Annotated in this window: 30 protein-coding genes; 14 read left to right on the top strand and 16 right to left on the bottom strand. The window is 70.3% G+C overall.

What is annotated here, in order from left to right; translation table 11 throughout:
- Window positions 1–7: 7 nt before the first annotated feature.
- Both ACI2LY_RS11310 and ACI2LY_RS11305 read right to left on the bottom strand, forming a co-directional pair.
- The gene (locus tag ACI2LY_RS11310) at window positions 8–787 is read right to left on the bottom strand and encodes an SDR family NAD(P)-dependent oxidoreductase (RefSeq protein ID WP_404706941.1); all 780 of its coding nucleotides are present in this window, start codon (window positions 785–787) and stop codon (window positions 8–10) included.
- Between the two features lie 46 nt (window positions 788–833).
- Window positions 834–2,504, bottom strand: coding sequence for a fumarate hydratase (locus ACI2LY_RS11305; protein WP_404706940.1), 1,671 nt, complete (start codon window positions 2,502–2,504; stop codon window positions 834–836).
- A gap of 200 nt (window positions 2,505–2,704) precedes the next feature.
- On the opposite strand from ACI2LY_RS11305, the gene ACI2LY_RS11300 reads away from it, so the two are divergent.
- Together ACI2LY_RS11300 and ACI2LY_RS11295 are read left to right on the top strand one after the other, a co-directional pair.
- Complete coding sequence (locus ACI2LY_RS11300) at window positions 2,705–3,415, top strand: DUF1707 domain-containing protein (RefSeq protein ID WP_404706939.1); 711 nt, start codon at window positions 2,705–2,707, stop codon at window positions 3,413–3,415.
- Between the two features lie 115 nt (window positions 3,416–3,530).
- Window positions 3,531–3,896: a WhiB family transcriptional regulator gene (locus ACI2LY_RS11295; RefSeq protein WP_384362592.1), complete on the top strand. Its 366-nt coding sequence runs from the start codon at window positions 3,531–3,533 to the stop codon at window positions 3,894–3,896.
- 90 nt (window positions 3,897–3,986) lie between these two features.
- Here the strand turns inward: ACI2LY_RS11295 and glpX are convergent, their stop codons facing one another.
- A complete protein-coding gene (gene glpX, locus ACI2LY_RS11290; RefSeq protein ID WP_404706938.1) occupies window positions 3,987–5,018 on the bottom strand; it encodes a class II fructose-bisphosphatase in 1,032 nt (343 codons plus the stop codon).
- Window positions 5,019–5,141: 123 nt separating this feature from the next.
- Between glpX and ACI2LY_RS11285 the strand changes: the two genes are divergently transcribed.
- Window positions 5,142–5,666, top strand: a complete 525-nt coding sequence (locus ACI2LY_RS11285; RefSeq protein ID WP_404706937.1) for a DUF4245 domain-containing protein — start codon at window positions 5,142–5,144, stop codon at window positions 5,664–5,666.
- A gap of 86 nt (window positions 5,667–5,752) precedes the next feature.
- On the opposite strand, the gene ACI2LY_RS11280 is transcribed toward ACI2LY_RS11285, so the two are convergent.
- From ACI2LY_RS11280 to xseA, 3 genes are all read right to left on the bottom strand, one after another.
- Complete coding sequence (locus ACI2LY_RS11280) at window positions 5,753–6,343, bottom strand: malonic semialdehyde reductase (RefSeq protein WP_404706936.1); 591 nt, start codon at window positions 6,341–6,343, stop codon at window positions 5,753–5,755.
- A gap of 104 nt (window positions 6,344–6,447) precedes the next feature.
- Window positions 6,448–6,672 carry an exodeoxyribonuclease VII small subunit gene (locus tag ACI2LY_RS11275; protein ID WP_404706935.1) on the bottom strand — a complete coding sequence of 75 codons (225 nt, stop codon included), beginning with the start codon at window positions 6,670–6,672 and terminating at the stop codon, window positions 6,448–6,450.
- A gap of 9 nt (window positions 6,673–6,681) precedes the next feature.
- Window positions 6,682–7,902, bottom strand: a complete 1,221-nt coding sequence (xseA, locus tag ACI2LY_RS11270) for an exodeoxyribonuclease VII large subunit (RefSeq protein ID WP_404706934.1) — start codon at window positions 7,900–7,902, stop codon at window positions 6,682–6,684.
- Between the two features lie 90 nt (window positions 7,903–7,992).
- On the opposite strand from xseA, the gene ACI2LY_RS11265 reads away from it, so the two are divergent.
- From ACI2LY_RS11265 to ACI2LY_RS11255, 3 genes are all read left to right on the top strand, one after another.
- Window positions 7,993–9,009 (top strand): 4-hydroxy-3-methylbut-2-enyl diphosphate reductase, encoded by a 1,017-nt coding sequence (locus ACI2LY_RS11265; protein ID WP_393595450.1) that lies wholly within the window; start codon window positions 7,993–7,995, stop codon window positions 9,007–9,009.
- Window positions 9,010–9,038: 29 nt separating this feature from the next.
- Window positions 9,039–9,794 (top strand): polyphosphate--glucose phosphotransferase, encoded by a 756-nt coding sequence (gene ppgK / locus ACI2LY_RS11260; RefSeq protein ID WP_404706933.1) that lies wholly within the window; start codon window positions 9,039–9,041, stop codon window positions 9,792–9,794.
- Window positions 9,795–9,865: 71 nt separating this feature from the next.
- Window positions 9,866–10,393 carry a hypothetical protein gene (locus tag ACI2LY_RS11255; protein ID WP_404706932.1) on the top strand — a complete coding sequence of 176 codons (528 nt, stop codon included), beginning with the start codon at window positions 9,866–9,868 and terminating at the stop codon, window positions 10,391–10,393.
- Window positions 10,394–10,407: 14 nt separating this feature from the next.
- On the opposite strand, the gene ACI2LY_RS11250 is transcribed toward ACI2LY_RS11255, so the two are convergent.
- Window positions 10,408–10,869, bottom strand: coding sequence for a DUF6542 domain-containing protein (locus ACI2LY_RS11250; protein WP_404706931.1), 462 nt, complete (start codon window positions 10,867–10,869; stop codon window positions 10,408–10,410).
- Between the two features lie 309 nt (window positions 10,870–11,178).
- Here ACI2LY_RS11250 and ychF point away from each other — a divergent pair, with 309 nt between their 5' ends.
- The gene (gene ychF / locus ACI2LY_RS11245) at window positions 11,179–12,267 is read left to right on the top strand and encodes a redox-regulated ATPase YchF (RefSeq protein WP_393595446.1); all 1,089 of its coding nucleotides are present in this window, start codon (window positions 11,179–11,181) and stop codon (window positions 12,265–12,267) included.
- 43 nt (window positions 12,268–12,310) lie between these two features.
- On the opposite strand, the gene ACI2LY_RS11240 is transcribed toward ychF, so the two are convergent.
- From ACI2LY_RS11240 to ACI2LY_RS11215, 6 genes are all read right to left on the bottom strand, one after another.
- Window positions 12,311–13,486: a hypothetical protein gene (locus ACI2LY_RS11240; RefSeq protein WP_404706930.1), complete on the bottom strand. Its 1,176-nt coding sequence runs from the start codon at window positions 13,484–13,486 to the stop codon at window positions 12,311–12,313.
- Window positions 13,483–15,474: a hypothetical protein gene (locus tag ACI2LY_RS11235; RefSeq protein WP_404706929.1), complete on the bottom strand. Its 1,992-nt coding sequence runs from the start codon at window positions 15,472–15,474 to the stop codon at window positions 13,483–13,485. Before ACI2LY_RS11235 ends, ACI2LY_RS11240 begins: the two co-directional genes overlap by 4 nt.
- Window positions 15,471–16,268: a toll/interleukin-1 receptor domain-containing protein gene (locus tag ACI2LY_RS11230; protein WP_404706928.1), complete on the bottom strand. Its 798-nt coding sequence runs from the start codon at window positions 16,266–16,268 to the stop codon at window positions 15,471–15,473. The genes ACI2LY_RS11235 and ACI2LY_RS11230 overlap by 4 nt, the downstream gene beginning before the upstream one ends.
- A gap of 169 nt (window positions 16,269–16,437) precedes the next feature.
- Window positions 16,438–17,682: a helix-turn-helix domain-containing protein gene (locus tag ACI2LY_RS11225; protein ID WP_404706927.1), complete on the bottom strand. Its 1,245-nt coding sequence runs from the start codon at window positions 17,680–17,682 to the stop codon at window positions 16,438–16,440.
- Between the two features lie 484 nt (window positions 17,683–18,166).
- Window positions 18,167–18,667 (bottom strand): HEAT repeat domain-containing protein, encoded by a 501-nt coding sequence (locus ACI2LY_RS11220; RefSeq protein ID WP_404706926.1) that lies wholly within the window; start codon window positions 18,665–18,667, stop codon window positions 18,167–18,169.
- A 111-nt stretch (window positions 18,668–18,778) separates the two neighbouring features.
- A complete protein-coding gene (locus ACI2LY_RS11215) occupies window positions 18,779–19,111 on the bottom strand; it encodes a CPCC family cysteine-rich protein (RefSeq protein ID WP_404707313.1) in 333 nt (110 codons plus the stop codon).
- Window positions 19,112–19,527: 416 nt separating this feature from the next.
- Between ACI2LY_RS11215 and ACI2LY_RS11210 the strand changes: the two genes are divergently transcribed.
- Both ACI2LY_RS11210 and ACI2LY_RS11205 read left to right on the top strand, forming a co-directional pair.
- Entirely contained in the window at window positions 19,528–19,812 is a 285-nt protein-coding gene (locus ACI2LY_RS11210; protein WP_393915837.1) for a type II toxin-antitoxin system Phd/YefM family antitoxin, read from the top strand.
- A complete protein-coding gene (locus tag ACI2LY_RS11205; protein WP_404706925.1) occupies window positions 19,809–20,063 on the top strand; it encodes a Txe/YoeB family addiction module toxin in 255 nt (84 codons plus the stop codon). Before ACI2LY_RS11210 ends, ACI2LY_RS11205 begins: the two co-directional genes overlap by 4 nt.
- On the opposite strand, the gene ACI2LY_RS11200 is transcribed toward ACI2LY_RS11205, so the two are convergent.
- From ACI2LY_RS11200 to ACI2LY_RS11190, 3 genes are read right to left on the bottom strand one after another with little or no spacing between them, the layout of a single operon-like run.
- Window positions 20,057–20,614 carry a hypothetical protein gene (locus tag ACI2LY_RS11200; protein WP_404706924.1) on the bottom strand — a complete coding sequence of 186 codons (558 nt, stop codon included), beginning with the start codon at window positions 20,612–20,614 and terminating at the stop codon, window positions 20,057–20,059. The genes ACI2LY_RS11205 and ACI2LY_RS11200 overlap by 7 nt on opposite strands.
- The gene (locus ACI2LY_RS11195; RefSeq protein ID WP_404706923.1) at window positions 20,611–20,922 is read right to left on the bottom strand and encodes a hypothetical protein; all 312 of its coding nucleotides are present in this window, start codon (window positions 20,920–20,922) and stop codon (window positions 20,611–20,613) included. The genes ACI2LY_RS11200 and ACI2LY_RS11195 overlap by 4 nt, the downstream gene beginning before the upstream one ends.
- On the bottom strand, window positions 20,919–22,121 hold the full coding sequence (locus tag ACI2LY_RS11190; RefSeq protein WP_404706922.1) for a serpin family protein: 1,203 nt from the start codon (window positions 22,119–22,121) through the stop codon (window positions 20,919–20,921). The genes ACI2LY_RS11195 and ACI2LY_RS11190 overlap by 4 nt, the downstream gene beginning before the upstream one ends.
- A 173-nt stretch (window positions 22,122–22,294) precedes the next feature.
- Between ACI2LY_RS11190 and ACI2LY_RS11185 the strand changes: the two genes are divergently transcribed.
- From ACI2LY_RS11185 to ACI2LY_RS11165, 5 genes are all read left to right on the top strand, one after another.
- Window positions 22,295–23,515: a DUF4190 domain-containing protein gene (locus tag ACI2LY_RS11185; RefSeq protein WP_404706921.1), complete on the top strand. Its 1,221-nt coding sequence runs from the start codon at window positions 22,295–22,297 to the stop codon at window positions 23,513–23,515.
- Between the two features lie 159 nt (window positions 23,516–23,674).
- Window positions 23,675–24,427 carry a GntR family transcriptional regulator gene (locus ACI2LY_RS11180; RefSeq protein ID WP_404706920.1) on the top strand — a complete coding sequence of 251 codons (753 nt, stop codon included), beginning with the start codon at window positions 23,675–23,677 and terminating at the stop codon, window positions 24,425–24,427.
- Window positions 24,428–24,794: 367 nt separating this feature from the next.
- Window positions 24,795–24,986, top strand: coding sequence for an SPOR domain-containing protein (locus ACI2LY_RS11175; RefSeq protein WP_031181015.1), 192 nt, complete (start codon window positions 24,795–24,797; stop codon window positions 24,984–24,986).
- Between the two features lie 39 nt (window positions 24,987–25,025).
- On the top strand, window positions 25,026–25,436 hold the full coding sequence (locus ACI2LY_RS11170; protein ID WP_404706919.1) for a (deoxy)nucleoside triphosphate pyrophosphohydrolase: 411 nt from the start codon (window positions 25,026–25,028) through the stop codon (window positions 25,434–25,436).
- 153 nt (window positions 25,437–25,589) lie between these two features.
- On the top strand, window positions 25,590–26,018 hold the full coding sequence (locus ACI2LY_RS11165; protein WP_393915844.1) for an ATP-binding protein: 429 nt from the start codon (window positions 25,590–25,592) through the stop codon (window positions 26,016–26,018).
- Window positions 26,019–26,245: the final 227 nt, after the last annotated feature.

Genomic DNA, 26,245 nt, shown 5'->3' with positions numbered 1-26,245 from the left:
ACGAGTCTCAGTGCACCGAGAAGCCGCCGTCCACGAAGAGGGACTGGCCGGTGACGTATCCCGAGGCCCGGCTCGCCAGGAAGACGGCGGCACCCGCGAAGTCCTCGGCGAGGCCGTTGCGCCCGACCATCGTCCGCGCGGCCAGCGCCGCCACCTTCTCCGGGTCGGACGACAGCCGCGCGTTGAGCGGCGTCATCACGAAGCCCGGCACCAGGGTGTTGACGGTGACACCGGACGGGGACCACTCCTCGGCCTGGGAGCGCGCCAGGGACTCCAGCGCGCCCTTGGACACCCCGTACGCCCCCGAGCGGACGAAGGCGCGGTGCGCCTGCTGGGAGGAGATGTGGATGATCCGCCCGAAACCCCGCTCGGCCATGCCCGGCCCGAACCGCTGACTGAGCAGGTGCGGCGCGGTGAGGTTCACGGCGAGGGTGAGGTCCCAGTCCTCGTCGGTCAACTCGCTGAAGGGCGGCCGCAGATTGATCCCGGCGCAGTTGACGAGGATGTCGGGCTCGCCGAACACCCCGGCGATGTCCTCGGCGGCGGCCCGCACCCCGTCCCGCGTACTCAGGTCGGCGCTCACCCACCCGGCACGGCAGCCGAGTTCGGTGAGCTGGGCGCAGGTCGCCTCCAGCGCGTCCTTGCCGCGGGCCACGACCACCACCGAGGCTCCGGCCCGCGCCAGCGCCTCGGTGATCCCGCGCCCGATGCCGGAACTGCCCCCGGTCACGACGGCGATCCGTCCGTCCAGCGAGAACAGCCCGGAGAGATAAGCCTCAGTAGTCATGCGGGCACCCTAGGGGGCCGCCGGAAACGGCCCCCCAGGAGGGTCATCAGGCCAGGCCGGGACCCCGGACCGGGATCGACGTGAACGTCGGCGCGGGCGCCGGGTCCTGGAAGAAGTCGTTGCCCTTGTCGTCGACCACGATGAAGGCCGGGAAGTCCTCGACCTCGATCTTCCAGACCGCCTCCATGCCCAGCTCCTCGTACTCCAGGACCTCGACCTTCTTGATGCAGTCCTGGGCGAGGCGGGCGGCGGGGCCGCCGATGGAGCCGAGGTAGAAGCCGCCGTGGGCGTCGCAGGCGTCGGTGACCTGCTTGCTGCGGTTGCCCTTGGCCAGCATCACCTTGGAGCCGCCGGCCGCCTGGAACTGCTCCACGTAGGAGTCCATCCGCCCGGCCGTGGTCGGGCCGAAGGAGCCGGAGGCGTACCCCTCGGGGGTCTTGGCCGGGCCCGCGTAGTACACCGGGTGGTCCTTCAGGTACTGCGGCATGTCCTCGCCCGCGTCCAGCCGCTCCTTGATCTTGGCGTGCGCGATGTCGCGGGCCACGACCAGCGGGCCGGTCAGCGAGAGGCGGCTCTTGACCGGGTACTTGGTCAGCTCGGCGAGGATCTCGTCCATCGGCTGGTTGAGGTCGATCTTCACGACGTCGGAGGACTCGTCGAGGTGCTCGTCCGTCGTCTCCGGCAGGAAGCGCGCCGGGTCCGTCTCCAACTGCTCCAGGAAGACGCCCTCGGCGGTGATCTTGGCGACGGCCTGGCGGTCGGCCGAGCAGGAGACGGCGATGGCGACCGGGCAGGACGCGCCGTGCCGGGGGAGGCGCACCACGCGCACGTCGTGGCAGAAGTACTTGCCGCCGAACTGCGCGCCGATGCCGATCTTCTGGGTCAGCTCGAAGACCTTCTCCTCCAGCTCCTTGTCCCGGAAGCCGTGGCCGAGCGGCGAGCCCTCGGCCGGGATCTCGTCCAGGTAGTGCGCGGAGGCGTACTTCGCGGTCTTCAGCGCGAACTCGGCCGACGTGCCGCCGACCACGATCGCCAGGTGGTACGGCGGGCAGGCGGCCGTGCCCAGCGAACGGATCTTCTCCTCCAGGAACTTCATCATGGAGGACTCGTTCAGGACGGCCTTCGTCTCCTGGTACAGGAACGACTTGTTGGCCGAGCCGCCGCCCTTCGCCATGAAGAGGAACTTGTAGGCGCCGCCGTCGGCCGCGTACAGCTCGATCTGCGCGGGGAGGTTGGAGCCGGTGTTCTTCTCCTCCCACATGGTGAGCGGAGCCATCTGCGAGTAGCGCAGGTTGAGGTTGAGGTAGGCGTCGTAGATGCCGCGGCTCAGCGCCGCCTCGTCCCCGCCCTCGGTCAGCACGTTCTGGCCGCGCTTGCCCATGACGATCGCCGTGCCGGTGTCCTGGCACATGGGCAGCACACCGGCCGCCGCGATGTTCGCGTTCTTCAGCAGGTCCAGCGCGACGAACTTGTCGTTGCCGGACGCCTCCGGGTCGTCGATGATCCGGCGGAGCTGCGCGAGGTGGGCGGGGCGCAGGTAGTGCTGGATGTCGTGGATGGCCTCCTCGGCCAGCTTGCGCAGCGCCTCCGGCTCCACCTTGAGGAACGTCCGCCCGTCCGGCCCCTCGACGGTGGACACACCCTCGGAGGTCACCAGCCGGTAGGGGGTGGTGTCCTCTCCCTGGGGGAGCAGATCGGTGTACGCGAACTCAGGCATCTCAGCCCATTCCTCACTCGACGGACGGCGCCCGCCGACGCTGGCGAGCCTGTCCAGCGTAGAACCCGGCTCGGACAGTGCGCTGGTGAGGTAAGACTCACTTGCCGCCGGGCAGGCTGTGCGGACCCGTCCGGCAACGTTGTCCGGTAGTTGTCCACAGCCCCTAGTCGCGATCTATCGCGTTTCGGTACTCTGCTGCCGTGGACCTTCAGAAGCACGCCCAGCCCGCGGACACCGCCCCGCGCCCGGCCGACCTGCGCGCCTCGGACGCCGACCGCGACCGGGTCGCCGACATCCTCCGCGAGGCCCTGGCCGAGGGCCGCCTGACGGCCGAGGAGCACGCCGAGCGGGTGGAGGGGGTGCTGCACACCAAGACCGTCGGCGAGCTGGACGTCTTCATACGCGACCTGCCCGCCGCCCACGACCGCCCGGCGGCGCCCGCGTACGCCTCCGTGCCGCACCGCCCGCTGCCCGGCTCGCTCCCGGCCGACGCGGACACCAGCGTGGTCGCCGTGTTCAGCAGCGCCGTGCGCCGGGGCCGCTGGCGCGCCGGGCGCCGGGTGCACGCCTTCGCGGTGTTCGGCAGCGTGGAGATAGACCTCAGCGAGGCCGTCTTCGAGTACCAGCAGGTGGTGATCAAGGCGGTCTCGGTCTTCGGGGACGTCCAGATCCGCGTCCCGGAGAACGTGTCGCTGCGCGGCACCGGCGGCAGCGTGCTGGGCAACTTCGAGGTCAGCACCCTGGACTCGGTGCAGTCGGACGCGCCGGTGATCTACGTGGACGGCTGGTCGGTGCTGGGCAATGTGGAGGCGCGGCCCCGGCGCGGAAGGTTCGTGGCGGACATCCTCGACCGGGTCCAGGGCAAGCTCGACAAGGCCGACCGGAAGCTGCGCAAGCACCTGGACCGCTGACGCCGAACAGGCCGTCGTACGCCGGTGGTTGGGAACGCAGTGCATAGGCGCGCGTACAACGGGTAGGGCTTGCTGCATCGTCTCTCGCTAGCGAATCCGTCGTCAGGAGTAGACCGTGCTGCAACCGCCGCATTCGTCCCTGCAGGTAGCCGCCGTTCCGGCCCAGCGGGGCCCGGCGCGAGACAGGGATCAGGACGCGCCCTGGCACACCGAGGCGGTGTGCCGCCGCGACGAGGCCGGTCTGTTCTTCGCCCCGTCGAAGGAGCCGACCGCCGCCCGCCTGTCCCGCGAGGAGGCGGCGAAGCGGGTGTGCGCCCGCTGTCCGGTGATGATCGAGTGCCGCGAGCACGCCCTGCTCCAGCCCGAGCCCTACGGCGTCTGGGGCGGCCTGACCGCGGCCGAACGCCGGGTGGTCCTGGCCCGCAGGCGCAGGCGCGAGGTGGAACTCCAGAAGACGACGGCAACGCGCATAGCGGGCTGAACTGTAGCTACCCAGGGGCGCGGGGAACCGCGCGACCAGCCACAAGGGACCGGCACACGCCAGAGACCCGCGCCCCGTCTTCCTCAGGCGCTACTTGGCCCGATCGAAGTCCACCGCGCTGTAGGCCCGCAGCTTGCTGAGCCGGTGCTCGGACTCGATCTTCCGCACGGTCCCCGACTTGGACCGCATCACGATGGAGTCGGTGGTCGCGGTCTCCGACCGGTACCGCACCCCTCTCATCAGCTCGCCGTCGGTGATCCCGGTGGCCACGAAGAACACGTTCTCCCCGCTCACCAGGTCGTCCGTGGTCAGCACCCGGTCCAGATCGTGACCGGCGGCGATCGCCCGCTCCCGCTCCTGGTCGTCCTTGGGCCACAGCTTGCCCTGGATCGTCCCGCCCAGACACTTCACCGCGCAGGCCGAGATGATCCCCTCGGGGGTGCCGCCGACGCCGAGCAGCAGGTCGATGCCGGTGCCCTCCCGCAGCGCGAGGATGGACCCCGCCACGTCACCGTCGGAGATCAGCTTGATCCGCGCCCCGGTGTCCCGGATCTCCTTGATGACCCCTTCGTGTCGGGGCCGGTCCAGGATCACGACCGTGACGTCCTCGGGCGTGCGCCGCTTCGCCTTGGCGACCCGGCGGATGTTGACCGACACGGGCGCGTCGATGTCCACGAAGTCGGCCGCCTCGGGCCCGGTGACCAGCTTGTCCATGTAGAACACGGCGGAAGGGTCGAACATGGCACCCCGCTCGGCGGCGGCCAGCACGGCGATCGCGTTCGCCATGCCCTTCGCGGTCAGCGTGGTGCCGTCGATGGGGTCGACGGCGATGTCGACCTCGGGCCCCGTCCCGTCGCCGACCCGCTCCCCGTTGAAGAGCATCGGGGCTTCGTCCTTCTCGCCCTCGCCGATGACGACGACGCCGTTCATCGAGACGGTGGAGACGAGGGTCCGCATGGCGCGCACGGCGGCGCCGTCGGCGCCGTTCTTGTCGCCCCGGCCGACCCAGCGGCCCGCGGCCATGGCCGCGGCTTCGGTGACCCGGACGAGTTCCAGGGCGAGGTTGCGGTCAGGGGCCTCGGAGGGGACATCGAGTTCGGACGGCAGATGATGCTCGGTCATCGGAGCGCACCTTTCTGATACGACGACGGCCGGATGAGTATGGGGTGACTCTATCCCCGGGCTTACAAAATGAGCAGGGGGCCCCACGGATGAGCGCGGAGGGCACCTGAGACCATAGGAGGCGTGGCAGGTTCGAACGGCAAGCAGAAGACGGTCCGGGACATGATCCTCTCCCTGGCCCTCATCGGAATCGCGGCGGCGGTCATCTACGTGTTCGTCCCGCACGACGACCACAAGCCCGACCTCCCTCGGGTCGACTACACGGTCGAGACGACCACGGCGCGCCGGGCCGTGAGCTACCCGGTGGCGGCCCCCGAGGGGCTGCCGGACACCTGGAAGGCGACCTCCGTCCGCTTCCGCAGCGACGAGTCAGACCGCTGGCACCTCGGCTTCCAGGACCCCGAGGGCCAGTACGTACAGGTCGAGCAGTCCACCCAGAAGCGCTCCGACTTCATCCAGCAGGCCACCCAGGGCTCCTCGGTGACCAAGCGGACCGAGAAGATCGACGGCCGCACCTGGACCCGCTACACCGGCGGCCGCTACGACGCCCTCGTCCTGGAGGACACCCCCGGCTCCACCACCGTGGTGTCCGGTACCGCGTCCTTCGACCGCCTGACCACCATGGCGACGGCGCTCAAGATGGCGTGACCACCCCCTCTCACGATGCGCGAAGGCCCCCGGAAGCGCATTCCGGGGGCCTTCGCGTCGGCCGTGCGCGGCCGGGAGAGCACTGCTCAGACGGTCGTGATCACGTCGTCGTACGACAGGCGCGGGCCGCGCGGGTGCGAGGCGTCCGCGGCCGGGCGGCCGATGTTGACGATCATCAGCGGGGTGTGGTCGTCGTCCAGGAACTCCTTGCGGACACCCTCGCCGTCGAAGCCGGTCATCGGGCCGGCGGCCAGACCGGCGGCACGGACGCCGACGACGAAGTAGGCGGCCTGGAGCGCGGCGTTCAGCGCGGCGGAGCGCTCACGGACCGGGCGCTCGGCGAAGAAGGCGTCCTTGGCCTGCGGGAACGCCGGGAACAGGGCGGGCAGCTCCTGGTGGAACTCGTTGTCCGCGGAGAGGATCGCCACCAGCGGGGCCGACGCGGTCTTGGCGCGGTTGCCCTCGGCCAGGTGACTCAGCAGCCGCTCGCGGGCCTCGGGGGAGCGGACCAGGGTGATCCGCAGCGGGGTCTGATTGAAGGCGGTGGGGCCGTACTTCACCAGGTCGTAGATCGCCCGGACCTGCTCGTCGGTCACCGGCTCGTCGGTGAAGGAGTTCGCGGTGCGGGCCTCGCGGAACAGCAGGTCCTGGGCGGCCGGGTCGAGAACGAGAGACATGCGTGACTTCCTGGGGTGCGCGTACGGCCCGCGGTGCGGGACCGGCTGACGGACCCGACCCTACGCCAGAGAAGTTCAAGCTTTAACAAAGCCTCCCGGTCCGGCTAGTCAGCCTCCTCCTCGTCCGCCTCCTCCGCGAGGGCCGCGTCCAGCCGCTCCCGCGCCCCCTCCAGCCAACGGCGGCACACCTTGGCCAGCTCCTCGCCGCGCTCCCACAGCGCGAGGGACTCCTCCAGCGTCGAACCGCCCGCCTCCAGCCGCCGCACGACCTCGATCAACTCGTCCCGCGCCTGCTCGTACGACAGCGCCTCGTCCACCTTGCTGCTCATCCGCCCACCCTATTCATCGCCGCCGACATCGACCCGTACGGCGAGCTCGCCCGCCGCCACCCGGGCCCGCAGCGGCTCGCCCTCGCTCACCTCGGCCGGGTCGCGGACCACGTGGCCGTCCTCCTTCTGGAGGACCGCGTAACCGCGCTTCAGCGTGGCCGCGGGGGAGAGGGCGACCACGCGCGCGTGGGTGTGGGTCAGCTCCGACTCCGCCCGGTCCAGCAGATGGCCCAGCGTGCGCCGGGCGCGGCCCAGCAGGGCGTCCAGCTGCTCGGCCCGCTCGTCCAGCATCCGGTGCGGGTGCTCCATCACCGGCCGGGCCAGCGCGTGGGCGAGCCCCCGTTCCTCCCGCTCCAGCAGGGCGTGGGCGCAGCGGCGGCCCCGGTCGCGCAGCATCCGTACCCGCGCCAGCTCCTCGCCCACGTCCGGGACGACCTTCTTGGCCGCGTCGGTCGGGGTGGAGGCGCGCAGGTCGGCCACCAGGTCCAGCAGCGGGGTGTCCGGCTCATGGCCGATCGCCGAGACCACCGGCGTACGGCAGGCCGCCACCGCCCGGATCAGCTCCTCGTCGGAGAACGGCAGCAGATCCTCCACGCTGCCCCCGCCACGGGCCACCACGATCACGTCCACGTCGTCCCGCGCGTCCAGCTCCTTGACCGCCTGGACCACCTGCGGCACCGCGTGCACCCCCTGCACCGGCACATTGCGCACCTCGAAGCGGACGGCGGGCCAGCGGTGCCGGGCGTTCTCCAGCACGTCACGCTCCGCCGCCGAGGCCCGGCCGCACACCAGCCCGATCAGCTGCGGCAGGAACGGCAGCGGCTTCTTGCGGTCGGCCGCGAACAGCCCCTCCGCCGCCAGCGACTTCTTCAGCTGCTCCAGCCGCGCCAGCAGCTCGCCCACGCCCACCGGACGTATCTCGGCGGCGCGCAGCGAGAGCTGGCCGCGCGGGGCGTACCACTCCGGCTTGGCGAGCACCACGACCCGCGCGCCCTCGCCGACCACGTCCGCGACCGCGTCGAACACCTGCCGGTAGCAGGTCACGCTCACCGAGATGTCGTGCGAGGGGTCGCGCAGCGTCAGGAACACCACCCCGGCGCCGGGCCGCCGCGACAGCTGCGTGATCTGCCCCTCGACCCACACCGCGCCCAGCCGGTCGATCCAGCGTCCGATCAGCCGGGAGACCTCCCCGACCGGGAGCGGGGCCTCGGGCGATGTGTTCACAGCCATGCGGCGAGCGTAACGGCCGCCACCGACAAAGGGGGTGCGCCGGGGACACCCCCCTGGGGGGATCTACGGGGTCGGCCACCCGGCCTTACGATGGGACGCATGACCGCTTCGCCTGGCCGCCGTGTCCTGCTCGCCGCCCCCCGTGGCTACTGCGCCGGTGTGGACCGCGCCGTGATCGCCGTCGAGAAGGCCCTCGAACAGTACGGGGCCCCGATCTACGTCCGGCACGAGATCGTCCACAACAAGTACGTCGTGCAGACCCTGGAGAAGAAGGGCGCGATCTTCGTCGAGCAGACGGAGGAGGTGCCGCCGGGCCACATCGTCATGTTCTCCGCGCACGGCGTCGCCCCGACCGTGCACGAGGAGGCGAAGCGCGGACAGCTGGCCACCATCGACGCCACCTGCCCGCTGGTCACCAAGGTCCACAAGGAAGCCGTCCGCTACGCCAACGACGACTACGACATCCTCCTCATCGGGCACGAGGGCCACGAGGAGGTCATCGGCACCTCCGGCGAGGCCCCCGAGCACATCCAGCTCGTCGACGGCCCCGAGGACGTCGCCAAGGTCGAGATCCGCGACCCGTCCAAGGTCGTCTGGCTCTCCCAGACCACCCTGTCCGTGGACGAGACCATGGAGACCGTCGACGCCCTCAAGGCGAAGTTCCCCGGCCTGGTCTCCCCGCCCAGCGACGACATCTGCTACGCCACCCAGAACCGCCAGCTCGCGGTGAAGCAGATGGGCGCCGAGGCGGAGCTGGTCATCGTGGTCGGCTCGCGCAACTCCTCCAACTCCGTGCGGCTCGTCGAGGTCGCCAAGCTCGCCGGGTCCCGCGAGGCGTACCTCGTGGACTTCGCCGGTGAGATCGACGAAGCCTGGCTGGACGGCGTCACCACGGTCGGCGTCACCTCCGGTGCCTCCGTCCCCGAGGTCCTCGTCGAGGAGGTCCTCGAGTGGCTGGCCCAGCGCGGCTACGGCGACGTGGAGCTGGTCAAGGCGGCCGAGGAGTCCATCACCTTCTCCCTCCCCAAGGAGCTGCGCCGCGATCTGCGCGAGGAAGCCGCCGCCCTGGCGGCCCAGCGCGGCGGAACCGGTACGCCCGAGGCGTGACCGTCAGTCGTACGCCGTAACGTGGGGCCATGCAGATCTTCGGCGTGGACATCGGCGGGTCCGGGATCAAGGGTGCCCCGGTGGACCTGGAAAAGGGCGATCTCGCCCAGGAGCGCTGCAAGGTGCTCACCCCGCATCCGGCGACCCCCGAGGGTGTCGCCGACGGCGTCAAGGAAGTGATCGACCACTTCGGCTGGACCGGCCCGGTCGGGCTGACCTTCCCCGGAGTGGTCGAGGACGGCGCGACCATCCTCACCGCGGCCAACGTCGACAAGAGCTGGGTCGGCACGGACGCCCGCACCCTGTTCAGCGAGCGGCTGGGCGGCCTGCCGGTCACCCTGGTCAACGACGCGGACGCGGCCGGCCTCGCCGAGATGCGGTTCGGCGCCGGGCGCGGGCGGCGGGGCACGGTCATCGTGCTCACCTTCGGCACCGGCATCGGCAGCGCGGTCTTCACCGACGGCGTGCTGGTCGCCAACACCGAGCTGGGCCACGTCGAGCTGAACGGCCACGACGCGGAGAAGAAGGCGTCCAGCAAGGCCAAGGAGGACGGCGACCTCACCTGGGAGCACTGGGCGCGGCGGGTCGAGAAGTACCTCGCGCACCTGGAGATGCTGTTCTCGCCCGAGCTGTTCATCATCGGCGGCGGGGTGAGCCGCAAGGCCGAGAAGTTCCTCCCGCACATCACCGGCATCAAGGCCGAGATCGTCCCGGCCCAGCTCCAGAACAACGCGGGCATCGTGGGCGCGGCGATGCGGGCGGAGCAGCGGGCTTCGGCGGAGTAGCGAGGCCGGGGCAGCTGCCGGGCTCCGGGATACGCTGCCCCGTCCGTGGCTCCGATCCGGAGGTCGTCCCCGTGCTACCCGCCCGCGCGTTCGCCGTCGCTCCACTGGCTCTGGTGGCGCTCGCCCTGTCCGGCTGCTCCTCCTGGGGCTGCACCGACACGACGGCGGAGCGCGGCACGCCCGGTGCCAGGGTGCGGGTCGTGGACACGGACGGGCGGCCGCTCGGCGTCACCGCCGTGGTCGTCGACTGGCGCCTCGAGCCCCACCCACAGGTGCCCGCCGAAGGTGACCAGGTCCACTTCCGCTTCCGCTTCGACGGAGCCGACGAGGCTTCCGACTCCGCGGTGGACGTCTGCGCGGTCGACAAGGAGCGCGTGGTGTTGGGGTGCGACTTGGTCGAGTCGTCCCAGGCGTTCGGACCGGCCGCCGACCCCGATACGGGCGACGAATGGCTCGCCGTCGAGCACCCTGAGCGGGTTGCCGGAGTGCTGTTCATCCCCAACGACCAGTCCTACGACCGACGCACCTGCGCGGTGGACGTCAAGGACGGCGGCGGAATACACCCTCCGGAACCACCCAGAAGGGGGGACCAGCTGTAGGAGGGCCTGTTGCGCTATGGACGGCGCCGTCTGCTGCGGACCCAGCGCACCCGGCGTACGAGGACGATCACCCCGGCGACCAGCGTGCCGCCGTAGAGCCAGCCCGCCTGGGTGGCGAGGCCGGTGAAGACGCCCATCAGGGAGCCGAGGAACCCCGCGCTGCCGTCGGCGACGGGGAAGAGCCCGGCGCCGAAGGCGATCGGCAGGGCCACGGGGGCGGTGAGCACGTCACCGGCCCGTACCCAGAGCGCGGTGAGCACGCAGACGGGCACGAACAGCACGCCGTAGGCGATCAGCGACGAGCCGAACAGCAGGGCGTCCAGGCCGCCGAGCAGCAGCATCGCGGCCACGCAGAAGAGGCCGCCGCCGAGCCCGGTGAGGCGGGGGTTCGGGAAGCGCCGGCCGGTGGGCGCGGCGCCCGGCCCGTCGACGGGGCCACGTACGGCCTCGGGGCCGCGGCGGACCGCGACGGGCACCCCGGCCGTGCCGCGCGCGGCGTCCGGACCACGCCGGGCCTGCGGCGGTAGGTGCGCGGGCGTGGGTGTGCCGCGTCGCGGCCCGTCTTTCGGAGGTCGCGTTCTGTGTTGCTCCACTGGACCAACTTAGGTCTGTTTATGTGCCGAATCGCCCATCAGACACGCCGAAGACATGTCCGGGGGGTCGGTCCGGCCGGACGGGGGACGCTCCCGCTAATAGCCCGACGCGGACGCCGTAAACTGGTGGATCGGCCGGTGTCCCCTGGGCCCTGGCAGCCCCTGGCCCACTCCTCTACGGGAAGTCGCAACGTGTCGCTCACGATCGGAATCGTCGGCCTGCCCAATGTCGGCAAGTCGACCCTGTTCAACGCCCTGACCAAGAACGACGTGCTGGCGGCCAACTACCCGTTCGCCACGATCGAGCCGAACGTCGGCGTGGTCGGCGTCCCCGACGGCCGTCTCGCCCAGCTGGCGTCGATCTTCTCGTCGGAGCGCATCCTCCCGGCGACGGTGGACTTCGTCGACATCGCGGGCATCGTGCGCGGCGCCTCCGAGGGCGAGGGCCTGGGCAACAAGTTCCTGGCGAACATCCGCGAGTCCGACGCGATCTGCCAGGTCATCCGGGCCTTCCAGGACGAGAACGTCGTGCACGTGGACGGCAAGGTCTCGCCGAAGGACGACATCGAGACGATCAACACCGAGCTGATCCTCGCCGACCTCCAGACCATCGAGAAGGTCCTGCCGCGCCTGCAGAAGGAGTCGCGGATCAAGAAGGACGTCGCGCCGAAGGTGAAGGCGGTCGAGGAGGCGAAGGAGATCCTGGAGAAGGGCGACACGCTGTTCTCGGCGGGCATCGTCCAGGGCTCCGGCAACGAGGAGCTGCTGCACGACCTGCACCTCCTGACGACGAAGCCCTTCCTCTACGTCTTCAACGTCGACGAGGACGAGCTGGTGGACGAGGACTTCAAGAACGCCCAGCGCGCGCTGGTCGCCCCGGCCGAGGCGATCTTCCTCAACGCCAAGCTGGAGGCGGACCTCGCGGAGCTGGACGAGGAGGACGCGATGGAGCTGCTGGAGTCCGTCGGCGCCGAGGAGCCCGGCCTCGCCACCCTCGCCCGCGTCGGCTTCAACACCCTCGGCCTCCAGACCTACCTCACGGCCGGCCCCAAGGAATCCCGCGCCTGGACCATCAAGAAGGGCGCCACCGCCCCCGAGGCCGCCGGAGTCATCCACACCGACTTCCAGAAGGGCTTCATCAAGGCGGAGGTCATCTCCTTCGAGGACCTGGTCGAGACGGGGTCCGTGGCGGAGGCCCGCGCGAAGGGGAAGGCTCGGATGGAGGGCAAGGAGTATGTGATGCGGGACGGGGATGTGGTGGAGTTCCGGTTCAATGTGTAGCGGGTGACGTGTCCCCACGTCGCTGATCCGGTATACGTGCAGGTCAGATGGGGTCCGGCTCTTCGGAGTCGGGCCCCTGCTCGTTCTCCTTGCTGAAATTGCGCTGTGGGGTGTCCCAGGCAGACGGTGGCGTCACGTCGCCTGGGTCCTCATCCTCCGGATCGTCGCCCCTGTTCTCGGCTGGCGTCAGAAGGGTCTGCCGGATCTCCTCGGCGGCGTCAAAGAGTCCTTCTGCTTCCAGGCTTCGCACCACCCGGTGCACGAACACCGTGTACTCGTCCATGTCCGATTTCAGACCCAGTGCATCGAGCAGCAGGAGCAGCCGATCCGCGACTCCCACGTCCTCCTCGCGGTCGAATGTTCCCCCAGCCCCGCCGTCCCCGTCCCACAGCGGATCCCGGACGGTCGCCTCGCTTCGCGCGTCCTTGGGCGGGACGAGCAGATGGTGGAAGAGCTCGGGCACCTCCTCGTCGTTGGCCGCCGCCGAGATCTGGGCGAGCGGGCCGATCATGGCGACCGCCTTCTCGATCTCGTCCTCGTGGCGGGCGAGCCACCACACCACCGCACTGCCCGCGCTCTTGAGCACGTCGTCACCGAGGTAGCGCCGCTTGTTGCGCTCGTGCTCACGCTCGTACTCCCAGATCTCCTCGTCCTTGCGAAGGTCGTTCAGCTTCCGCAGGCGTTCCCGGTCGGCGTGGGCGAGGGTCAGGGTCACATCGGCCGCGAGCGCGTCCACCCGTCCGCTCCGGTCCGGGAGCGAGACAGCCAGCTCCCCCTCCAAGAGGTATCGAGCGAAGCTCGCCCGGCCGGGCTCCTCGCGGTGGACGACCTCCAGGGCTCGGCTGACGATAGAGGACACGGCGAGGGCCTGGGAGGCACCGTCGGACCGGACGGGGTGCCCGGGAAGCGGTTTCCACCACACGGTGGCCGAGAAAAGGAAGTCGTAGCCGTCCACAGCGCTTGGCAGCGCCGCGTCAAGGACCCGCGTCTCCTGGTGTGGCGGCTCTGTCGGCGTGGGGGGTTGTTCGGGTTCTTCCCGCTCGTAAGGGGCGGCCGACGTACGGCTGAGCACTGTCATCACGAGCAGCAGGGAGCCCGAGACCGTGACCATGGACATGAAGCCCCACAGCCACGCCGACCAGTGCATGAGGTTGCCGAGTACGGCCGGTGTGAGGCCGCAGAGAGCGACGAACAGCAGGCTGGGGAAGCGGTGTGTCATTGTCCCTCTTCCATGATCCGTGGACCGGCGCCCGAATACTTCGCGTTCTTCGAACAGGCGTACTGAGCCTGGTCGATGTGTTCCCAGAAGCGCGTGGCGACGGCTGCCCGGGACGGGCCGGGCGCGAGCCCTGACCAGTCGCAGGCGATGGCATAGAGACGGTGGAGGGCGGTCGTGCGGCCGTGTGTCGCTGCGACCATCCCGCCCAGCGCCGCGTCCCGGGAAGCGTCGCCCGCTGCGGCGTCGAGCCAGCTACTCACCATCGGGTTCCAGAGTTGTGTCGGCGGCTGGGAGAAAACCGTCTCCCAGCCCCGGAACAGGTCCGGCCACGGTGGCGGCTCCGGTGTTTGGTCGCTCCTCAACAACTCGGTCAGCAGCCGGAGCTGGGGCTCCGCCCTCTGCCGCTCCCGACGCGCACGGTTCCGCAGGCTCTCCAGCAGCTGCTGGTAGCGCCGATGGTCACGGCCGAGGAGGCCGAGGAGAGCCTCACGGGCCTCACGTGCCGCCTCCCCGTCCCGTACGGCGAGGTGACGGAGCCGCACCATCGCCTGATCCGGGTGTGTAGCGGCGAGGTTCTGGAGGCAGGCGGTGGTCAGGACGCGGACGAGGCCGTCCGGCAAGGTCCTGGATGTCACACAGGTGTACATCCAGCTGCGAAACCTTCCCCCGAACCCCTCGTGGCTGAGACCGAGTTCGAGGGCCGCGACGGCTCGGGGGTCTCGGGACGTCCCTGCTGCGCTGTCCGTCCAGCGGACCACCAGGTTGATCAGGTGGTCGGGCCGTCCGACGGCCAGAGAGTGCTCGGCGAAGCGGACGACCACCTTGACCCGGTCGTCGGTCGTCAGACCGGGCAGTCCGGCGGCATGACCGATCCAGTCCCTGAGGTCGTCGCGTATCCCGGGAAAGTTTGTCCAGAAGTATGTCCGCAGGGCGTCGGCATAGGCCAGCCGCTCGAAGCGGAGCCGGCCGTCCGGGCCCCGCTCGACCCCGAGGTCCGCCAACCGCGCCCCGAAATCCGTCCGTGCCAGCTCGGTCGTCGCCTCTTCCTCGTGCCCCACCGTCCTCATCAGGCCCCTCCACGCCTCGTAGACGGTGTCGGCCTGGACCTCCTCGAACACCGCTGTCGTGAGCAGGAGGGCCCGCTCGGGCGCGGTGAGGACCGACTTCATCTGTTGGCTCACCTCACCGGCCCGGTCGGTCACCGCGTGTATCGCCTCATCGAGCCATCCCGCGAAGTCGGTGCCGAACCGGCCACCGTCCCGAGCGGCCCTCACCAGCTCCGCGAGCCGTGCCAGTTCCCGCATGGGGGAGTGGTCGCACAGGCGCCGGAGGTCGGCGCCGCCCAGGTCCGCGGAACGGAAGGCCATACGGTTCATGCGGAGGTGCCGTGTGACGACGGCAACGCCGCGGGGGCGCACCAGCCTCACCGTGTGCGGTTCGAGGTCCGGAGAGAGAGCGTGCTCCATGCCCCATGGCAGGACGACGACCATGTGGGCTCCCGCCTCCTGGACCTGTGACCGTTGCACGGCCAGGCGGCGCTGGGATTCGGCGTACTCCTCCGCGTCGGCGATCCTGGAGAGGTCGAGGAGGAACCGGTCCCCCCTCTCGGGAGTGAGAGTGCCTCGGCCCTCCTCCGTCTCTGTGGTCGGGAGTTCATCGAACCGGCCTTCCTGCCCGTCGGTGTCCGCATCCTCGCCGAGCTCGTGCAGCAACATGATCGCTGCGGCACGGCGGCCGCTGCCGGACGGAGCCTTCAGCAGCAGGATCGATCCCGGCTTCTCCAAGCGGTCGGCGGCGCTGCGATAGCCCACCGGGCGAACGAACCGGTCGGCCAGGCGTAAGCGGTCCTCAAGGCTGATCCGGAGGGACTCGACTCCCTTGCGGATCATCCAATCCGCGGCGACACCGTAGTAGTTGTGCTGGTGACCATCGCCGTTGTTCACCGGTCCGTGCGGATCGTTGACGGTGACGTTCTCTCGCTCGGTCAACGCTCGTCGTCCGAGCGTCGGCGCTCGCGCTCGAAGCGTTGGTGGACCGTCCCGTTGTTGTCACCCGCCGTGAACTGGACCCCCGCGTTGTCGCCCTCGAAGTGGGGAGCGTTGTACTGGTGACCGCGACCGGTGTTCACGGGACCATGCGGCTCGTTGACGAAGGTGCCCGACAGGTCCCCGTTGAGGTTTCCGATGCCGCCGCGCACGCGCTGCTCGAGATCGCGGGTACGCATCCTGGACTGTCCGGAGCCATCGGTCAGCTGCTTCTCGCGCGATTCCGCCTCCGCATGCTCCCGCGCGGCACGATCGTCGCGATCCACCTCGGCCAGCTCCGGCAGCTGCCGCGCGAGGGCGTCGCCGATCGCCGTCAAGTCCGACTGGTCGTTGCGGTGGTCGAACCGCTTGTACTGGCAGTCCGCCAGCTCCCGCAGATCGTCGGGGAGGGCGGCGGGGTCGATCCGCGTGGCTTTTCCGACGAGTACGGGGATCACGAGGATCCCGCGGTCGAGCGCCGTCTGAATCTCACGACGGGTCCAGTCCTGCTCGGACTGGAGAGCGGGGCGGCCGTCGGGTCCTCGCACCTCCGTCCAGCGCGGGCCGATGACGGCGAGGAGCGCCGCGCACTCCTCCAGTCCCCTGACCAGTTCCGCCGGGAACCGGCGCCCCGCCTCGATCGACTTGCTGGCGAAGAAGACCTGCTGTTGGCCGAACCGCCGGACAAGTTCCCGGGCGATCATGGTTGCTGCGGATTCCTCGTCGCCCGTGCGGTAGTTGACGAAGACGTCGGCCATGGGGAGTTCCTTTGTGAGAGAAGGACGGAAGACGGAAGCCAAGGGCAACGGACCCGCGGCCTTCGCGCCCGGACACATGAGGTCCCGGCCGTGTGACGGCATGAACCGTCCACGGGAGGGCGTACGGCGGCTCGGGCAGTGTGAGTCGGTCTCGGTCGTGGGTTCGGGGTCAGCTGTGCGCGGGGGCGAGCACCTGTGCCAGCGTCGGTTGCAGATCGCGTACGGCCCTGCTGCTCCGGAACCTGGAGAGCTCTTGCGCGAGACGCTGGATGTCGCTGTTCACCGTCGCCGAAGGCACGGCTGGCATCACCCCCAGGAGCTTCCCGGCGATCGCGCACGCGTGCTCGACCTCGCCGGAGGCGGCGTGGGCCAGGGACCTGCGAAAGCCGTAGCGGGTACGAGTGCGCAGCGCGTACGGCGGCAGACGGCGGTATTCGCGGTCAAGGACCTCGGCGGCGGCTTTGGGGTGACCGAGGTCGTACAGGCACCAGCCGGTCGTCATCGCTGCGGGATCGCTCACGTGAGTGGTGCCGATCACGGGCTCGGCGCCGCTGCGGGCGTCGTCGCGGTCCAGGAGTTCCCGTGCCTTGTCGAGACTGCGGAAGCAGTCACGTTCGTCACCGGCCAGGGCGTGTCCCTGCGCCTCCCGCTGGGCCGCGAGTCCCCTGATACGCGGCGGGAGTTCATCGCTCTGAGCCCTGCGGGCCAGGGTGATGGTGCCTGCGGCGTCGCCGCCGTAGAGGGTGACCAGCGCACGTCGCACAAGCGCGTAGGAAGCAAGGTGCGGATCACCTCCGGCGCGCGCCAGCTCGGTGGCCTCATCGGTCCAGTCGAGAGCCGCACCGCTGTCCCCTGCCTCTTGGGCAATCCAGCCGGTGAATTCCGCGAACCGCGACGCGAGTACGAACACGGGGGGCCGAGCGGCGGACGGGACGTCGGCGGCCAGCTCGGCGACCCTGCGCGTCTGTATCTCCAGCAGAGGAAGCAGGGCCTTCGGTGCGGTGGACTGGCCGAGCTGTCGTAACTGGTCGAACTGTGCGCGGAACGAGGGGAGAAGAGAGTCGGCGGCTGAGGAAGCCTGACCGCCGGCCTTCAGGCGGAAGTCGATCAGTGCCCCGGTACCCGCTGCGAGAACCGTCCGGCGCCTGACGGTCCCGAGACTGGGACAGACGGAGGTCTCGGCGGTGTCCGAGCCGGGTTCGGGGTGGTCTACAAGGCTTTGCAGCTCGCCGTTCGCTCCGAGGAACGCGTCGCACCGGCGAACCAGTTCGGAGGACGCGGAACGCTTCCCGCGCTCAACCTTGCTGAGGTGCCCCTTGTCGTAATTCAGCGCTTTGGAGAACTGAGTCAGAGTCAGTCCCGCCACCTGCCGCAATCGGCGAAGTTCTGGGCCGAAACGTGAAGCTGTGCTCATTGCTGCCCTCCCCCTCGAACAGCGACTGCGAGAGCGGTGCACCCTCGCAGGGAACGTCCGTTCAACTTTCACTGGCTGACGTCAAGCCCGACGTCAAGCACACATCGTGACGGATTCGTTTCGCTTCGCATCCGAGAGGGAGTTTGACACGAGGTGTACGTCAAGGGCCGGGGTTCGGCGGGGTTGCCCGTTGCCTCTTTGCTCCCCGTCGTTCCCCACGGCTGGGCAATCGCCTTTCGGTCGCGTCCTCATCGCTCGTTGTGGTGAGACTCAGCGGGGCCACTGGGGGCCCGCCCGTTCGCAATCCTGGATCGGGCCCTTCCAGTCCTCGGTGCACCGGTCGGCCCCGGCTCACCATGACCGGTCGCACCGGTGAGCTCCCCGGGTAGGTCGGTACGGTCGATCTAGGTGGGGGCGACGAAGATGTTGTCGCCGGTGGGGGATTCGAAGGCTTCCAGCAAGGACCAGTCGCGGGACTTTTCGACTAGGTGCTCCCAGGGCGCGGCCCAGTCGAGTTCCCAGTCCAGGCAACGGAGATCCCGTATGTGCCCCCGCTGTCCACTCGCCAGAAATGGGAGTAGAGGATCACTTGGGCGTGGTCGGCGAGGTCGTTGATGATCTCGGTGAAGTGGGCCGAGGGCCAGCCAGGGGCGTCATCCGCGACGGTGGAGCGTAGGCGCGCGCTGAGCGGTGGGACGACGGGGCTGCGTGCGCCGAGTTCGGTCAGGGCCCAGCTGATGCCGATGGGCTCACTCCAGTCCGGTGGCGTCGCCCGTTCCAGGCAGGCGCGATAGGCGCGGCGCAGGGGCTCGATGGCGCCTTCGATCTCCAGGTTCCCCAGGGCCGCGGCTGCCCATTCGCGGACGGTCGGGTTGTCGCTGTCCAGCAGTCCGATGAGGGCGGGGCCGCAACGGGGATCGCCCACCTCCTCGAAGACCTCGATGGTGGTCAGCTGACCCGAAGCCGGCGAGGGAGGGAAGCCCATCGATGTCGGCGGGGATGGCTTCGGAGCCGATGTTGATCAGCTCCGCGCGGGCGTCGTACGACGGGCCGATCGAGTCGTCGAGCTGTTGGATGAGTCTCTCGATGCGGGTGGTCATGGGTGGTCCCGACGCCAGAAGGTGGGCAGCCACCAGCAGAGCACTGAGTGATCCTCGGGCCAGGGGACGCGATCCTTTGGCGGCGGCCACTCCTCGAGGGAGTCGTGGACGGGGTCTATGGGACGCCAGGCGGGGTCGAGCGGCTCATCCTCGGCGGGCGGCCGTACGTGCTTTAGCATGGGCCTCTCGCAGGCGCCGAACTCCAGGTAATTGCGCTGGGCTTCGATCAGGGAGACTGTGTTGGCCCCGCCTGCCATGGTGGGCCAGCGGAACTGGACGTGGTCGTCTTCCCAGAAGCAGATCGGGCAGATCTCGTAGGAGCCGGGCATCATCCGTGCGAACACTTGATGCCCGCAGCAGGGGCAGGGGTATCGGCGGCTCACTCGGGCAGTCTTGTCGAGGGCCGGTCCTGGCACCACGCATTTCCAGGCTGATGGAACCCCCATTGGTCCGCAGACAGTCCTCAGGATGCTCGTGAACGCCGGTCCGAGGCCAACGCAACGAAACCTAGAAATGCCTGGTCAGAGCTGTGATCGATGCTCCGCCGCAGGTCAGGATCAGCCCGCAGGCATTCCGCTTCAGCGTCTGAACGCGCAGGTCAGGAGGGGCCCGACTCATCAGAGGCGGGCCCTTTTCCATGCCGGGACGGTGCCGGGATTTCCTGGCGGGCCGCACTCGTTCCGCTGCGCCCCAGGTGAGCGTCAGTGGTACGTTATCCGGTACCACTGGTAGAGGGAGTCAGCCCATGTCGATAACCGCGAGCGAAGCCCGCAAGGCCCTCTTTCCGCTGATCAAGAAGGTCAACGACGATCACGAGGCCATCGAGATCGTCTCCAAGCACGGGAACGCCGTACTCGTCTCGGCCGAGGACTACGCAGCGCTGCGCGAGGGCTCGTACCTGCTGCGCTCGCCCGCGAACGCACGGCGACTGCTCAAGGCGTACGAGAACGCCCTGGCCCACGTCAACGTGTCCGAGCGTGAGCTGATCGACCCTGATTCGCCGGATGCGGCACATGAGGGCGCCGAATGAGGCTTGTCTTCGAGGACCAGGGCTGGGAGGACTACACGTCCTGGCTGAAGAACGACCGCAAGATGCTCGCTCGGATCAACAAACTCATCGACGACGTCAAGCGTGACCCGTTCACGGGGATCGGCAAGCCCGAGCCACTCAAGTACCACTTGCCTGGGGCGTGGTCGAGGCGGATCGACGATGAGCACCGCCTCGTCTACCTGGTCACCGGCAAAGAGATCGTCATTCTCGCGGCTCGCTATCACTACTGACATCCGGGACGTTCTCTTGCGGGGTCGAAGTAGAGGTCGTAGGGATGTCGGTCCGCGTCCTGGGCGTAGGGGACGTAGGTGGGGGACGTGCGGGCGGCTGTGTTCAGGAGGCGGGTGGCGGCTTTCCGTTCGGGGAGGGCGGGGAGGTTCAGGGCGTGCAGGAGGTGGTCGCGCTCGGTTTCGAAGTCGGGGTGGAACTCCAGGAGTTCTGACTTCAGGTCGGCCCGAGGGAATCCCCTCAGCACGTCGCGCCAGAAGGGCAGTACGACGACGAGGGTGATCGCCTCGATCAGGTCCGCGCCGATCAGGGTGGCCCGGCCCTCCGAGTCGGTGTAGAGGACGGGGCGCTGCTGCGCCCCGTCGGCCCCGCACAGGTAGTACGTGCCGCCCGTGTCGCAGCCCGCGATCGGGTGCAGCGGGACTCCGCCCGGCAGGTGCAGCTCATCGATGGGGTCCCGGCGGGTGATGTCGAAATCGCCGGGGCAGATCAGGGCCGTGGCGAGGGCGGGGGTGTTCTCGATGCGGTGGAGCAGGGCGGCCGAGGGGGTCATGCGCGGGACAGGGCGCGGCACTTGGTGCATGCCTTGCTGAGGAGGAGTAGGGCGCTGACGTTGAGGGCGGTTGCGGTCAGGTGGATGGTGAGGGTGAGGAGGGTGGAGAGTGCCGGGCCCGGTTCGAAGTCGGACGGGAGCAGGGTGCCTGCGGTCAGCCAGGCAAGAGTCATCAGTACCGAGGACGGCATGGCAGCAAAGGTCCAGGCGGTCATCGCCGGGTAGGCGATCGCGTCGACGGGGACGGCGGCCAGGAGGCTGAGGGCGCACAGTGCCGCCGCGTACAGGGAGATCAGGCGCTTGCTCATGAGGTGCTCGCGGGGTTCAGGCGCATCGGGGGGAACGGGGCCGGGTTCGTGACCCAGCCCGTGGTGAGGAGGAGGCGGGGGGAGCGGGTGGTGGTGAGGAAGGCGAAGGGGCGGTCGTAGGTGAGGCTGAGGACCGTCGTGGTGTGGGTGGGGTGGGGTGGGGCGGAGCCGGGGGTGGCCGCCACCGCCGTCACCGCTCCCGCCCGGAACCCCTTCGCGCTGAACTGGGCCACCGCCGACTGGCGGGCCGCGCCGATCGTCAGGGGGGCGTCCGAGATGCCGGGGAAGTGGGCGTACGGAGTGGCCGGGAGGCCGAAGAGGGCTGGGTCGGCCAGGAGGTCGTGGTCGGCGCGTACCTCGTACGCCACCGTGCGGACGTCCAGGGCCACCGGCTCCGGGCTCGCGGACGGGCGCTGCTCCACATGCAGGCCCGGACCCACGTGCCCCAGCGGCAGGCGGCCGCCCTCGGTGACCGGGAGCGTGCGCTCCACCAGGCCCACCCCGGCCGCGATGACCTGACCCGGCGTCATGCCCTCCTCGCCGAGTACGAGGTGGATGTCGATGCCGTTGTCGCCGGGGACGGTCAGGGAGGTCACATGGCCGTCCGGGGCCGCGGCCACGCCCACCCGGTCCGGCCGTACCGACCTGCGGAACAGGCCGAGCAGCGTACGGCCCTGCCACGGCCCGTGCTCCGGGCGCAGCGGCACCTCGGTGAAGGGCTGGCGCCAGGTCGTCCGCAGGGACAGCGCGCTCGCCAGCACCACCTGCGCGTCCCGCGTCAGCTTCAGCGGCATCCGCTCGACCACACCGCCGGTACGTTCGGCCGCCCAGGCGTCGAGGCGTTCCTGCGCGGTGATCAGGTCGTCCCCGAAGGTGCCCTGCGTCCCGGCGGGCAGCCCGGCCCGCCAGTCGTCCCGGAGCCGTAGCCGCTGCTGGGTCCAGAGGCCGAGTGCCGCGTCCAGGCCGGTCACCGAGGCCATTTCGGCCAGGAGTTGACGGGCCGCCGGGGCCGCCACGTCCGCGGGGACGCCCAGCGCCTCCGAGAGTTCCGCCCGCGCCGGGCCGCTCGCGCCGTCCGCCAGGAAGGCCAGCAGGGGCCACACCCCGGCCGCGGAGAACACCGTCCCGTCGTCCGCCGCGACCGTCCGCGCCCAGCGCGCGGTGAGGCCGTTGACCGCCCGTATGCCGACGTCGCTCATTCCGTCCCCCACGCCCTGCCCGCCCCCATGTCCGTTCCGCGCGGCGCCCGTTCGGGACCCAGGCCGTTTCCGGTCTTGTCCGGACCCGCTTACCATGCGCGCATTCGTACGGTAGCCCGGCCGAGAGTCCTCGTCCGCCCCCGCTGCCGCAACTCGTCCCAGAAACGGTACCGGTGTCCATATCCCCTGCCCCCGAACCCGGCGAGCCCAAGGGCCCGTCAGAGCCGTCCCCGCAGCCTCAGCAGGACCCGCAGAACCCCTACAGGGCACCGGACCCCTACGGGACGCCCAACCCTTACGGGACCCCCAGCCCCTACGGGTCCCCCGCCCCCTACGGGACGCCCAACCCCTACGGCACCCCCACCCCCGTAAACCCCCTCGCCATCGCCTCCCTCATCACCGGCATCCTCTGCTGCCTCCCCGGCGTCGGCCTCCTCCTCGGCCTCATCGCCCTCCCCCAGATCCGTAAGCGCGGCCAGCGCGGCCGGGCCGCGGCCGTCGTCGGGAGTGTCCTCTCCGGGACCGGTCTCGCCCTCGCCGTGCTGCTGTTGACCACCGGTGCCACGGACTGGGCCTGGCGGAACTTCAAGGAAGGTGTGCGTGAGGGCGCGAGCCTCTCGCTGGTCAAGGGGGACTGCTTCGACGCCGACGACGGGCCGAAGGACACCATCGACGGCATCCACACCGTGCCCTGCGCCGGGAAGCACGAGGGCGAGGTGATCGGCACCTTCTCGCTCAAGGGGAGCGCCTACCCCGGCGACCAGGCCGTCGACGACGCCGGTGAACGCTGCGTCGGCCTGCGGGACGCCTACGCGATGGACGACTGGGCGCTCCCCGCCGACGTCGACGTCTACCCCGTGACGCCGACGAAGGAGAGCTGGTCGCTCGGCGACCGCGAGGTCACCTGCGTGCTCGGCAGCCTCACCGAGGGCGGCACCCTGACCGGCTCCCTCCGCGCCGACGAGTCCGTCCTCGACGCCGACCAGGTCGCGTACCTGAAGGCCGCTCACATCCTGAACGCGGCCATGGACACCGCGCCCGACGCCACCTACGTCGAGGACGACCTGCCGGGCCACAAGGCGTGGGCCCGCCGGGTCGCCACCGCGCTGGCCGACAGCTCGCGGAGCCTGCGCGCCCACCCCTGGCCCGCCACCGCCCGCGCGCCCCTGGCCGACCTGACCACCCGCCTGGACAAGGCCCGCGCCCTCTGGGACAAGGCGGCCCGCGCCACCGACGCCGACGCGTTCTACGTGCCCTACGACGACGGTCTCACCCTGATCGAACCGCGCACCACGGTCCCCGCCCGCAAGGCGCTGAAGCTGGTGACCACCCCGCCCGACCTCGGCGCCCCGGGCGAGGGTGACGACGCGGCGGACGAGAACGCCAAGGTGTGATCGCGGCCGGACGGGGGAGTCATGGGCGGAGAAAGTCGCTGGACGCAGGTGTGCGCGGCACCCTGTCATCACATCGAGTGATTCTCTGGCCTTTGCTTGCATGGCACAACCCACGGTTGCCACGCTGTTGCTGTCTGTACAACCTGATGGGAGCGGCCCGTGACATTCGGTGAGCAGCCGGCGTACCTGCGTGTGGCGGGTGATCTCCGCCAGAAGATCGTCGACGGTTCACTGCCGCCCCATACCCGCCTCCCGTCGCAGGCCCGCATCCGTGAGGAGTACGGCGTCTCGGACACGGTCGCGCTGGAGGCCCGCAAGGTGCTGATGGCCGAGGGGCTCGTCGAGGGGCGGTCCGGCTCGGGCACGTATGTGCGCGAGCGGCCGGTGCCCCGCAGCGTGGCGCGCTCGGGGTACCGCCCCTCCGGCGGCGCCACCCCCTTCCGGCAGGAGCAGGCCGACGCGAGCGCGCGCGGCACCTGGGAGTCCAGCAGCGAGCGGGCGGAGGCCGGGGCGGGGATCGCCGAGCGGCTCGGCCTCCAGCCGGGCGAGCGCGTGATGCGCACCAAGTACCTGTTCCGGGACGCCGGGGAGCCGATGATGCTCTCCACCTCCTGGGAGCCGCTCGCCGTGACCGGCCGCACCCCGGTCATGCTGCCCGAGGAGGGCCCGCTCGGCGGGATGGGCGTGGTCGAGCGGATGCGCGCCATCGACGTGATCGTGGACAACGTCACCGAGGAGGTCGGCGCCCGCCCCGGCCTCGCCGAGGAGCTGATCCTCCTCGGCGGCGTCCCCGGCCATGTGGTCCTGGTCATCCAGCGCACCTACTACGCCTCGGGCCGCCCGGTGGAGACCGCCGACGTCGTCATCCCCGCCGACCGCTACCAGGTCGCGTACCACCTGTCCGTGCGCTGACGCCTCTTCGTGAGGTAGCGCACAGGGGACGCGCTCCCCTGGAGCGCGCCCCGGTGTGCGAACCTCGCGCCTGACGTCACCGACCCGCCGCGATCCGGCCGTTCTGCCTGGTCGCCGTGGGTCGGCCCGGTCCGGGCGCCTCTTTTCCCGGCCTCGTCGGACGCGGCGCGTTCGATTCCGTGCGCCCCCCTGCGTTCTGGCCGGTTGCGTACCTCTTCGTGAAAAGCCGTATTCGCTGTGTGAAGGTTGGGCGTACGCTCGGGCATATGCGTATTGCGGTTTCCTTGGGCGGGACACCTTGGAGCCCCGGAGCGGGAAGCGGGTGGGGCGGGTGCGAAGGGGCACGGGAAGGGAAACGGTGGGGGCGATGAACGAGGGTGCGGTCATTCTGCCCTGGCTCGTCATACGGCAGGACGACAACGGCAATCGCTACCGGGTCGGCCGGTACGCGACCCGGGCGGAGGCCCAGAAGATCGCCGACAGTCTCGACGGCCACGGACACAAGCAGCTCTACAGCGTGGAGCGCGTGAGCCAGCACGGCGAGAGCACACGCAACTGACGCGGCCGATCAGGGACGTGCTCCCGTAGGCTCCGGACCATGACCGAACGGATCGTGGTGGTGGGCGCCGCCCTGCTCGACGGGGACCGGCTGCTCGCCGCGCGGCGCAGCGCGCCCCCGGAGCTGGCCGGGCGCTGGGAGCTGCCCGGCGGCAAGGTCGAGCCCGGCGAACGGCCCGACGACGCCCTCGTACGCGAACTGCGCGAGGAACTCGGCGTGGATGCCGAGGCGGTCGAACGCGTGCCGGGTCAGTGGCCCCTGAAATCCCCTTACGTGCTGTGGGTGTGGACGGCCCGGCTCCGTCCGGGCTCCCCGGAGCCCGACGCCCTCGAGGACCACGACGAGCTGCGCTGGCTCACCCCCGACCGCCTCTGGGAGGTCCCCTGGCTCGACCAGGACGTCCCGGCCGTCCGCGAGATCGCCGCACGCCTCGGCGCGCAGGCGCGCTGACCGGCGTACGGGGTGCGCGGCCCGGCGTACGGAGCGGAGTCGCGGCCCGGCTTCGGGGCCTGTACGCCGTTCGTGCCACAGTGCCCCGGCCCGCGCGGTACTGCTTGCTGAATACCGGGTATGTGGCCAGTAACCCCATGAAATCGGACATGGGTGGGCTCGCTTGCCTGGGAAGTGATCGGCGTGTTCGACACCGAGGGCGACTGCGCCGAGTGGACGTTCCCCCCGGAACCCGGCGCCGTGCGCGCGGCCCGTGCCGCTGTCCGGGGCCAGTTGGGCCGCTGGCACCTCGACTCCCTCGGCGATCTGACGGCGTTGCTGGTCAGCGAGCTGGTGACCAACTCCCTGCGGCACGCGGACGGCCCGATCGGACTGCGCCTGGTCCGCCCCGGAGGGCTCGACGGCGCCCTGCTGGTGGAGGTCTCCGACCAGCTGCCGGACCCGCCGCGCGAGCGCGTCGCCCGCCCCGAGGACGAGAGCGGCCGGGGACTCCAGCTGGTCGCGGGCTCCGCGCGCCGCTGGGGCACCCGGCCCGGCGGGCGGGGCAAGACGGTCTGGTTCGAGCTGGCGGTCCCCGGATGATGGTCCCGGAGTGATGCGCGCGGTCCCCGTGTGACCAGGAGCGCGGACGGGGGCATCAGGGGCACGGCGGGGTGAGCCGGGGGTACGGAGGGGGAGTGCGCGCCCCCGCGTGGGTCGGCTCGTGCCCCGGTGCGCAAGCGCGTTGCCGGGCGCGTGATTCGAGGCCGTGTTCCCTGGTTAGAAGACTGGAAGTGTTGTCGCGGCCCGGTCCGGAAGGCACCCGTACC

It is taken from the genome of Streptomyces sp. NPDC002176 (assembly GCF_044903645.1).
Lineage (GTDB): Bacteria > Actinomycetota > Actinomycetes > Streptomycetales > Streptomycetaceae > Streptomyces.
This window is presented reverse-complemented; position numbering and strand designations above follow the sequence as displayed.

What these genes read in the sequence shown, in the direction of transcription:
- xseA (WP_404706934.1), bottom strand. Translation starts at nt 7,902, where the DNA reads ATGGCTGTGAACACATCGCCCGAGGCCCCGCTCCCGGTCGGGGAGGTC.
- glpX (WP_404706938.1), bottom strand. Translation starts at nt 5,018, where the DNA reads ATGACCGAGCATCATCTGCCGTCCGAACTCGATGTCCCCTCCGAGGCC.
- ACI2LY_RS11205 (WP_404706925.1), top strand. Translation starts at nt 19,809, where the DNA reads ATGAGGCTTGTCTTCGAGGACCAGGGCTGGGAGGACTACACGTCCTGG.
- ACI2LY_RS11275 (WP_404706935.1), bottom strand. Translation starts at nt 6,672, where the DNA reads ATGAGCAGCAAGGTGGACGAGGCGCTGTCGTACGAGCAGGCGCGGGAC.
- ACI2LY_RS11240 (WP_404706930.1), bottom strand. Translation starts at nt 13,486, where the DNA reads ATGACACACCGCTTCCCCAGCCTGCTGTTCGTCGCTCTCTGCGGCCTC.
- ACI2LY_RS11215 (WP_404707313.1), bottom strand. Translation starts at nt 19,111, where the DNA reads ATGCCCGGCTCCTACGAGATCTGCCCGATCTGCTTCTGGGAAGACGAC.
- ppgK (WP_404706933.1), top strand. Translation starts at nt 9,039, where the DNA reads ATGCAGATCTTCGGCGTGGACATCGGCGGGTCCGGGATCAAGGGTGCC.
- ACI2LY_RS11310 (WP_404706941.1), bottom strand. Translation starts at nt 787, where the DNA reads ATGACTACTGAGGCTTATCTCTCCGGGCTGTTCTCGCTGGACGGACGG.
- ACI2LY_RS11210 (WP_393915837.1), top strand. Translation starts at nt 19,528, where the DNA reads ATGTCGATAACCGCGAGCGAAGCCCGCAAGGCCCTCTTTCCGCTGATC.
- ACI2LY_RS11220 (WP_404706926.1), bottom strand. Translation starts at nt 18,667, where the DNA reads ATGGGCTTCCCTCCCTCGCCGGCTTCGGGTCAGCTGACCACCATCGAG.
- ACI2LY_RS11305 (WP_404706940.1), bottom strand. Translation starts at nt 2,504, where the DNA reads ATGCCTGAGTTCGCGTACACCGATCTGCTCCCCCAGGGAGAGGACACC.
- ACI2LY_RS11200 (WP_404706924.1), bottom strand. Translation starts at nt 20,614, where the DNA reads ATGACCCCCTCGGCCGCCCTGCTCCACCGCATCGAGAACACCCCCGCC.
- ACI2LY_RS11190 (WP_404706922.1), bottom strand. Translation starts at nt 22,121, where the DNA reads ATGAGCGACGTCGGCATACGGGCGGTCAACGGCCTCACCGCGCGCTGG.
- ACI2LY_RS11175 (WP_031181015.1), top strand. Translation starts at nt 24,795, where the DNA reads ATGAACGAGGGTGCGGTCATTCTGCCCTGGCTCGTCATACGGCAGGAC.
- ACI2LY_RS11265 (WP_393595450.1), top strand. Translation starts at nt 7,993, where the DNA reads ATGGGACGCATGACCGCTTCGCCTGGCCGCCGTGTCCTGCTCGCCGCC.
- ACI2LY_RS11230 (WP_404706928.1), bottom strand. Translation starts at nt 16,268, where the DNA reads ATGGCCGACGTCTTCGTCAACTACCGCACGGGCGACGAGGAATCCGCA.
- ACI2LY_RS11195 (WP_404706923.1), bottom strand. Translation starts at nt 20,922, where the DNA reads ATGAGCAAGCGCCTGATCTCCCTGTACGCGGCGGCACTGTGCGCCCTC.
- ACI2LY_RS11170 (WP_404706919.1), top strand. Translation starts at nt 25,026, where the DNA reads ATGACCGAACGGATCGTGGTGGTGGGCGCCGCCCTGCTCGACGGGGAC.
- ACI2LY_RS11280 (WP_404706936.1), bottom strand. Translation starts at nt 6,343, where the DNA reads ATGTCTCTCGTTCTCGACCCGGCCGCCCAGGACCTGCTGTTCCGCGAG.
- ACI2LY_RS11225 (WP_404706927.1), bottom strand. Translation starts at nt 17,682, where the DNA reads ATGAGCACAGCTTCACGTTTCGGCCCAGAACTTCGCCGATTGCGGCAG.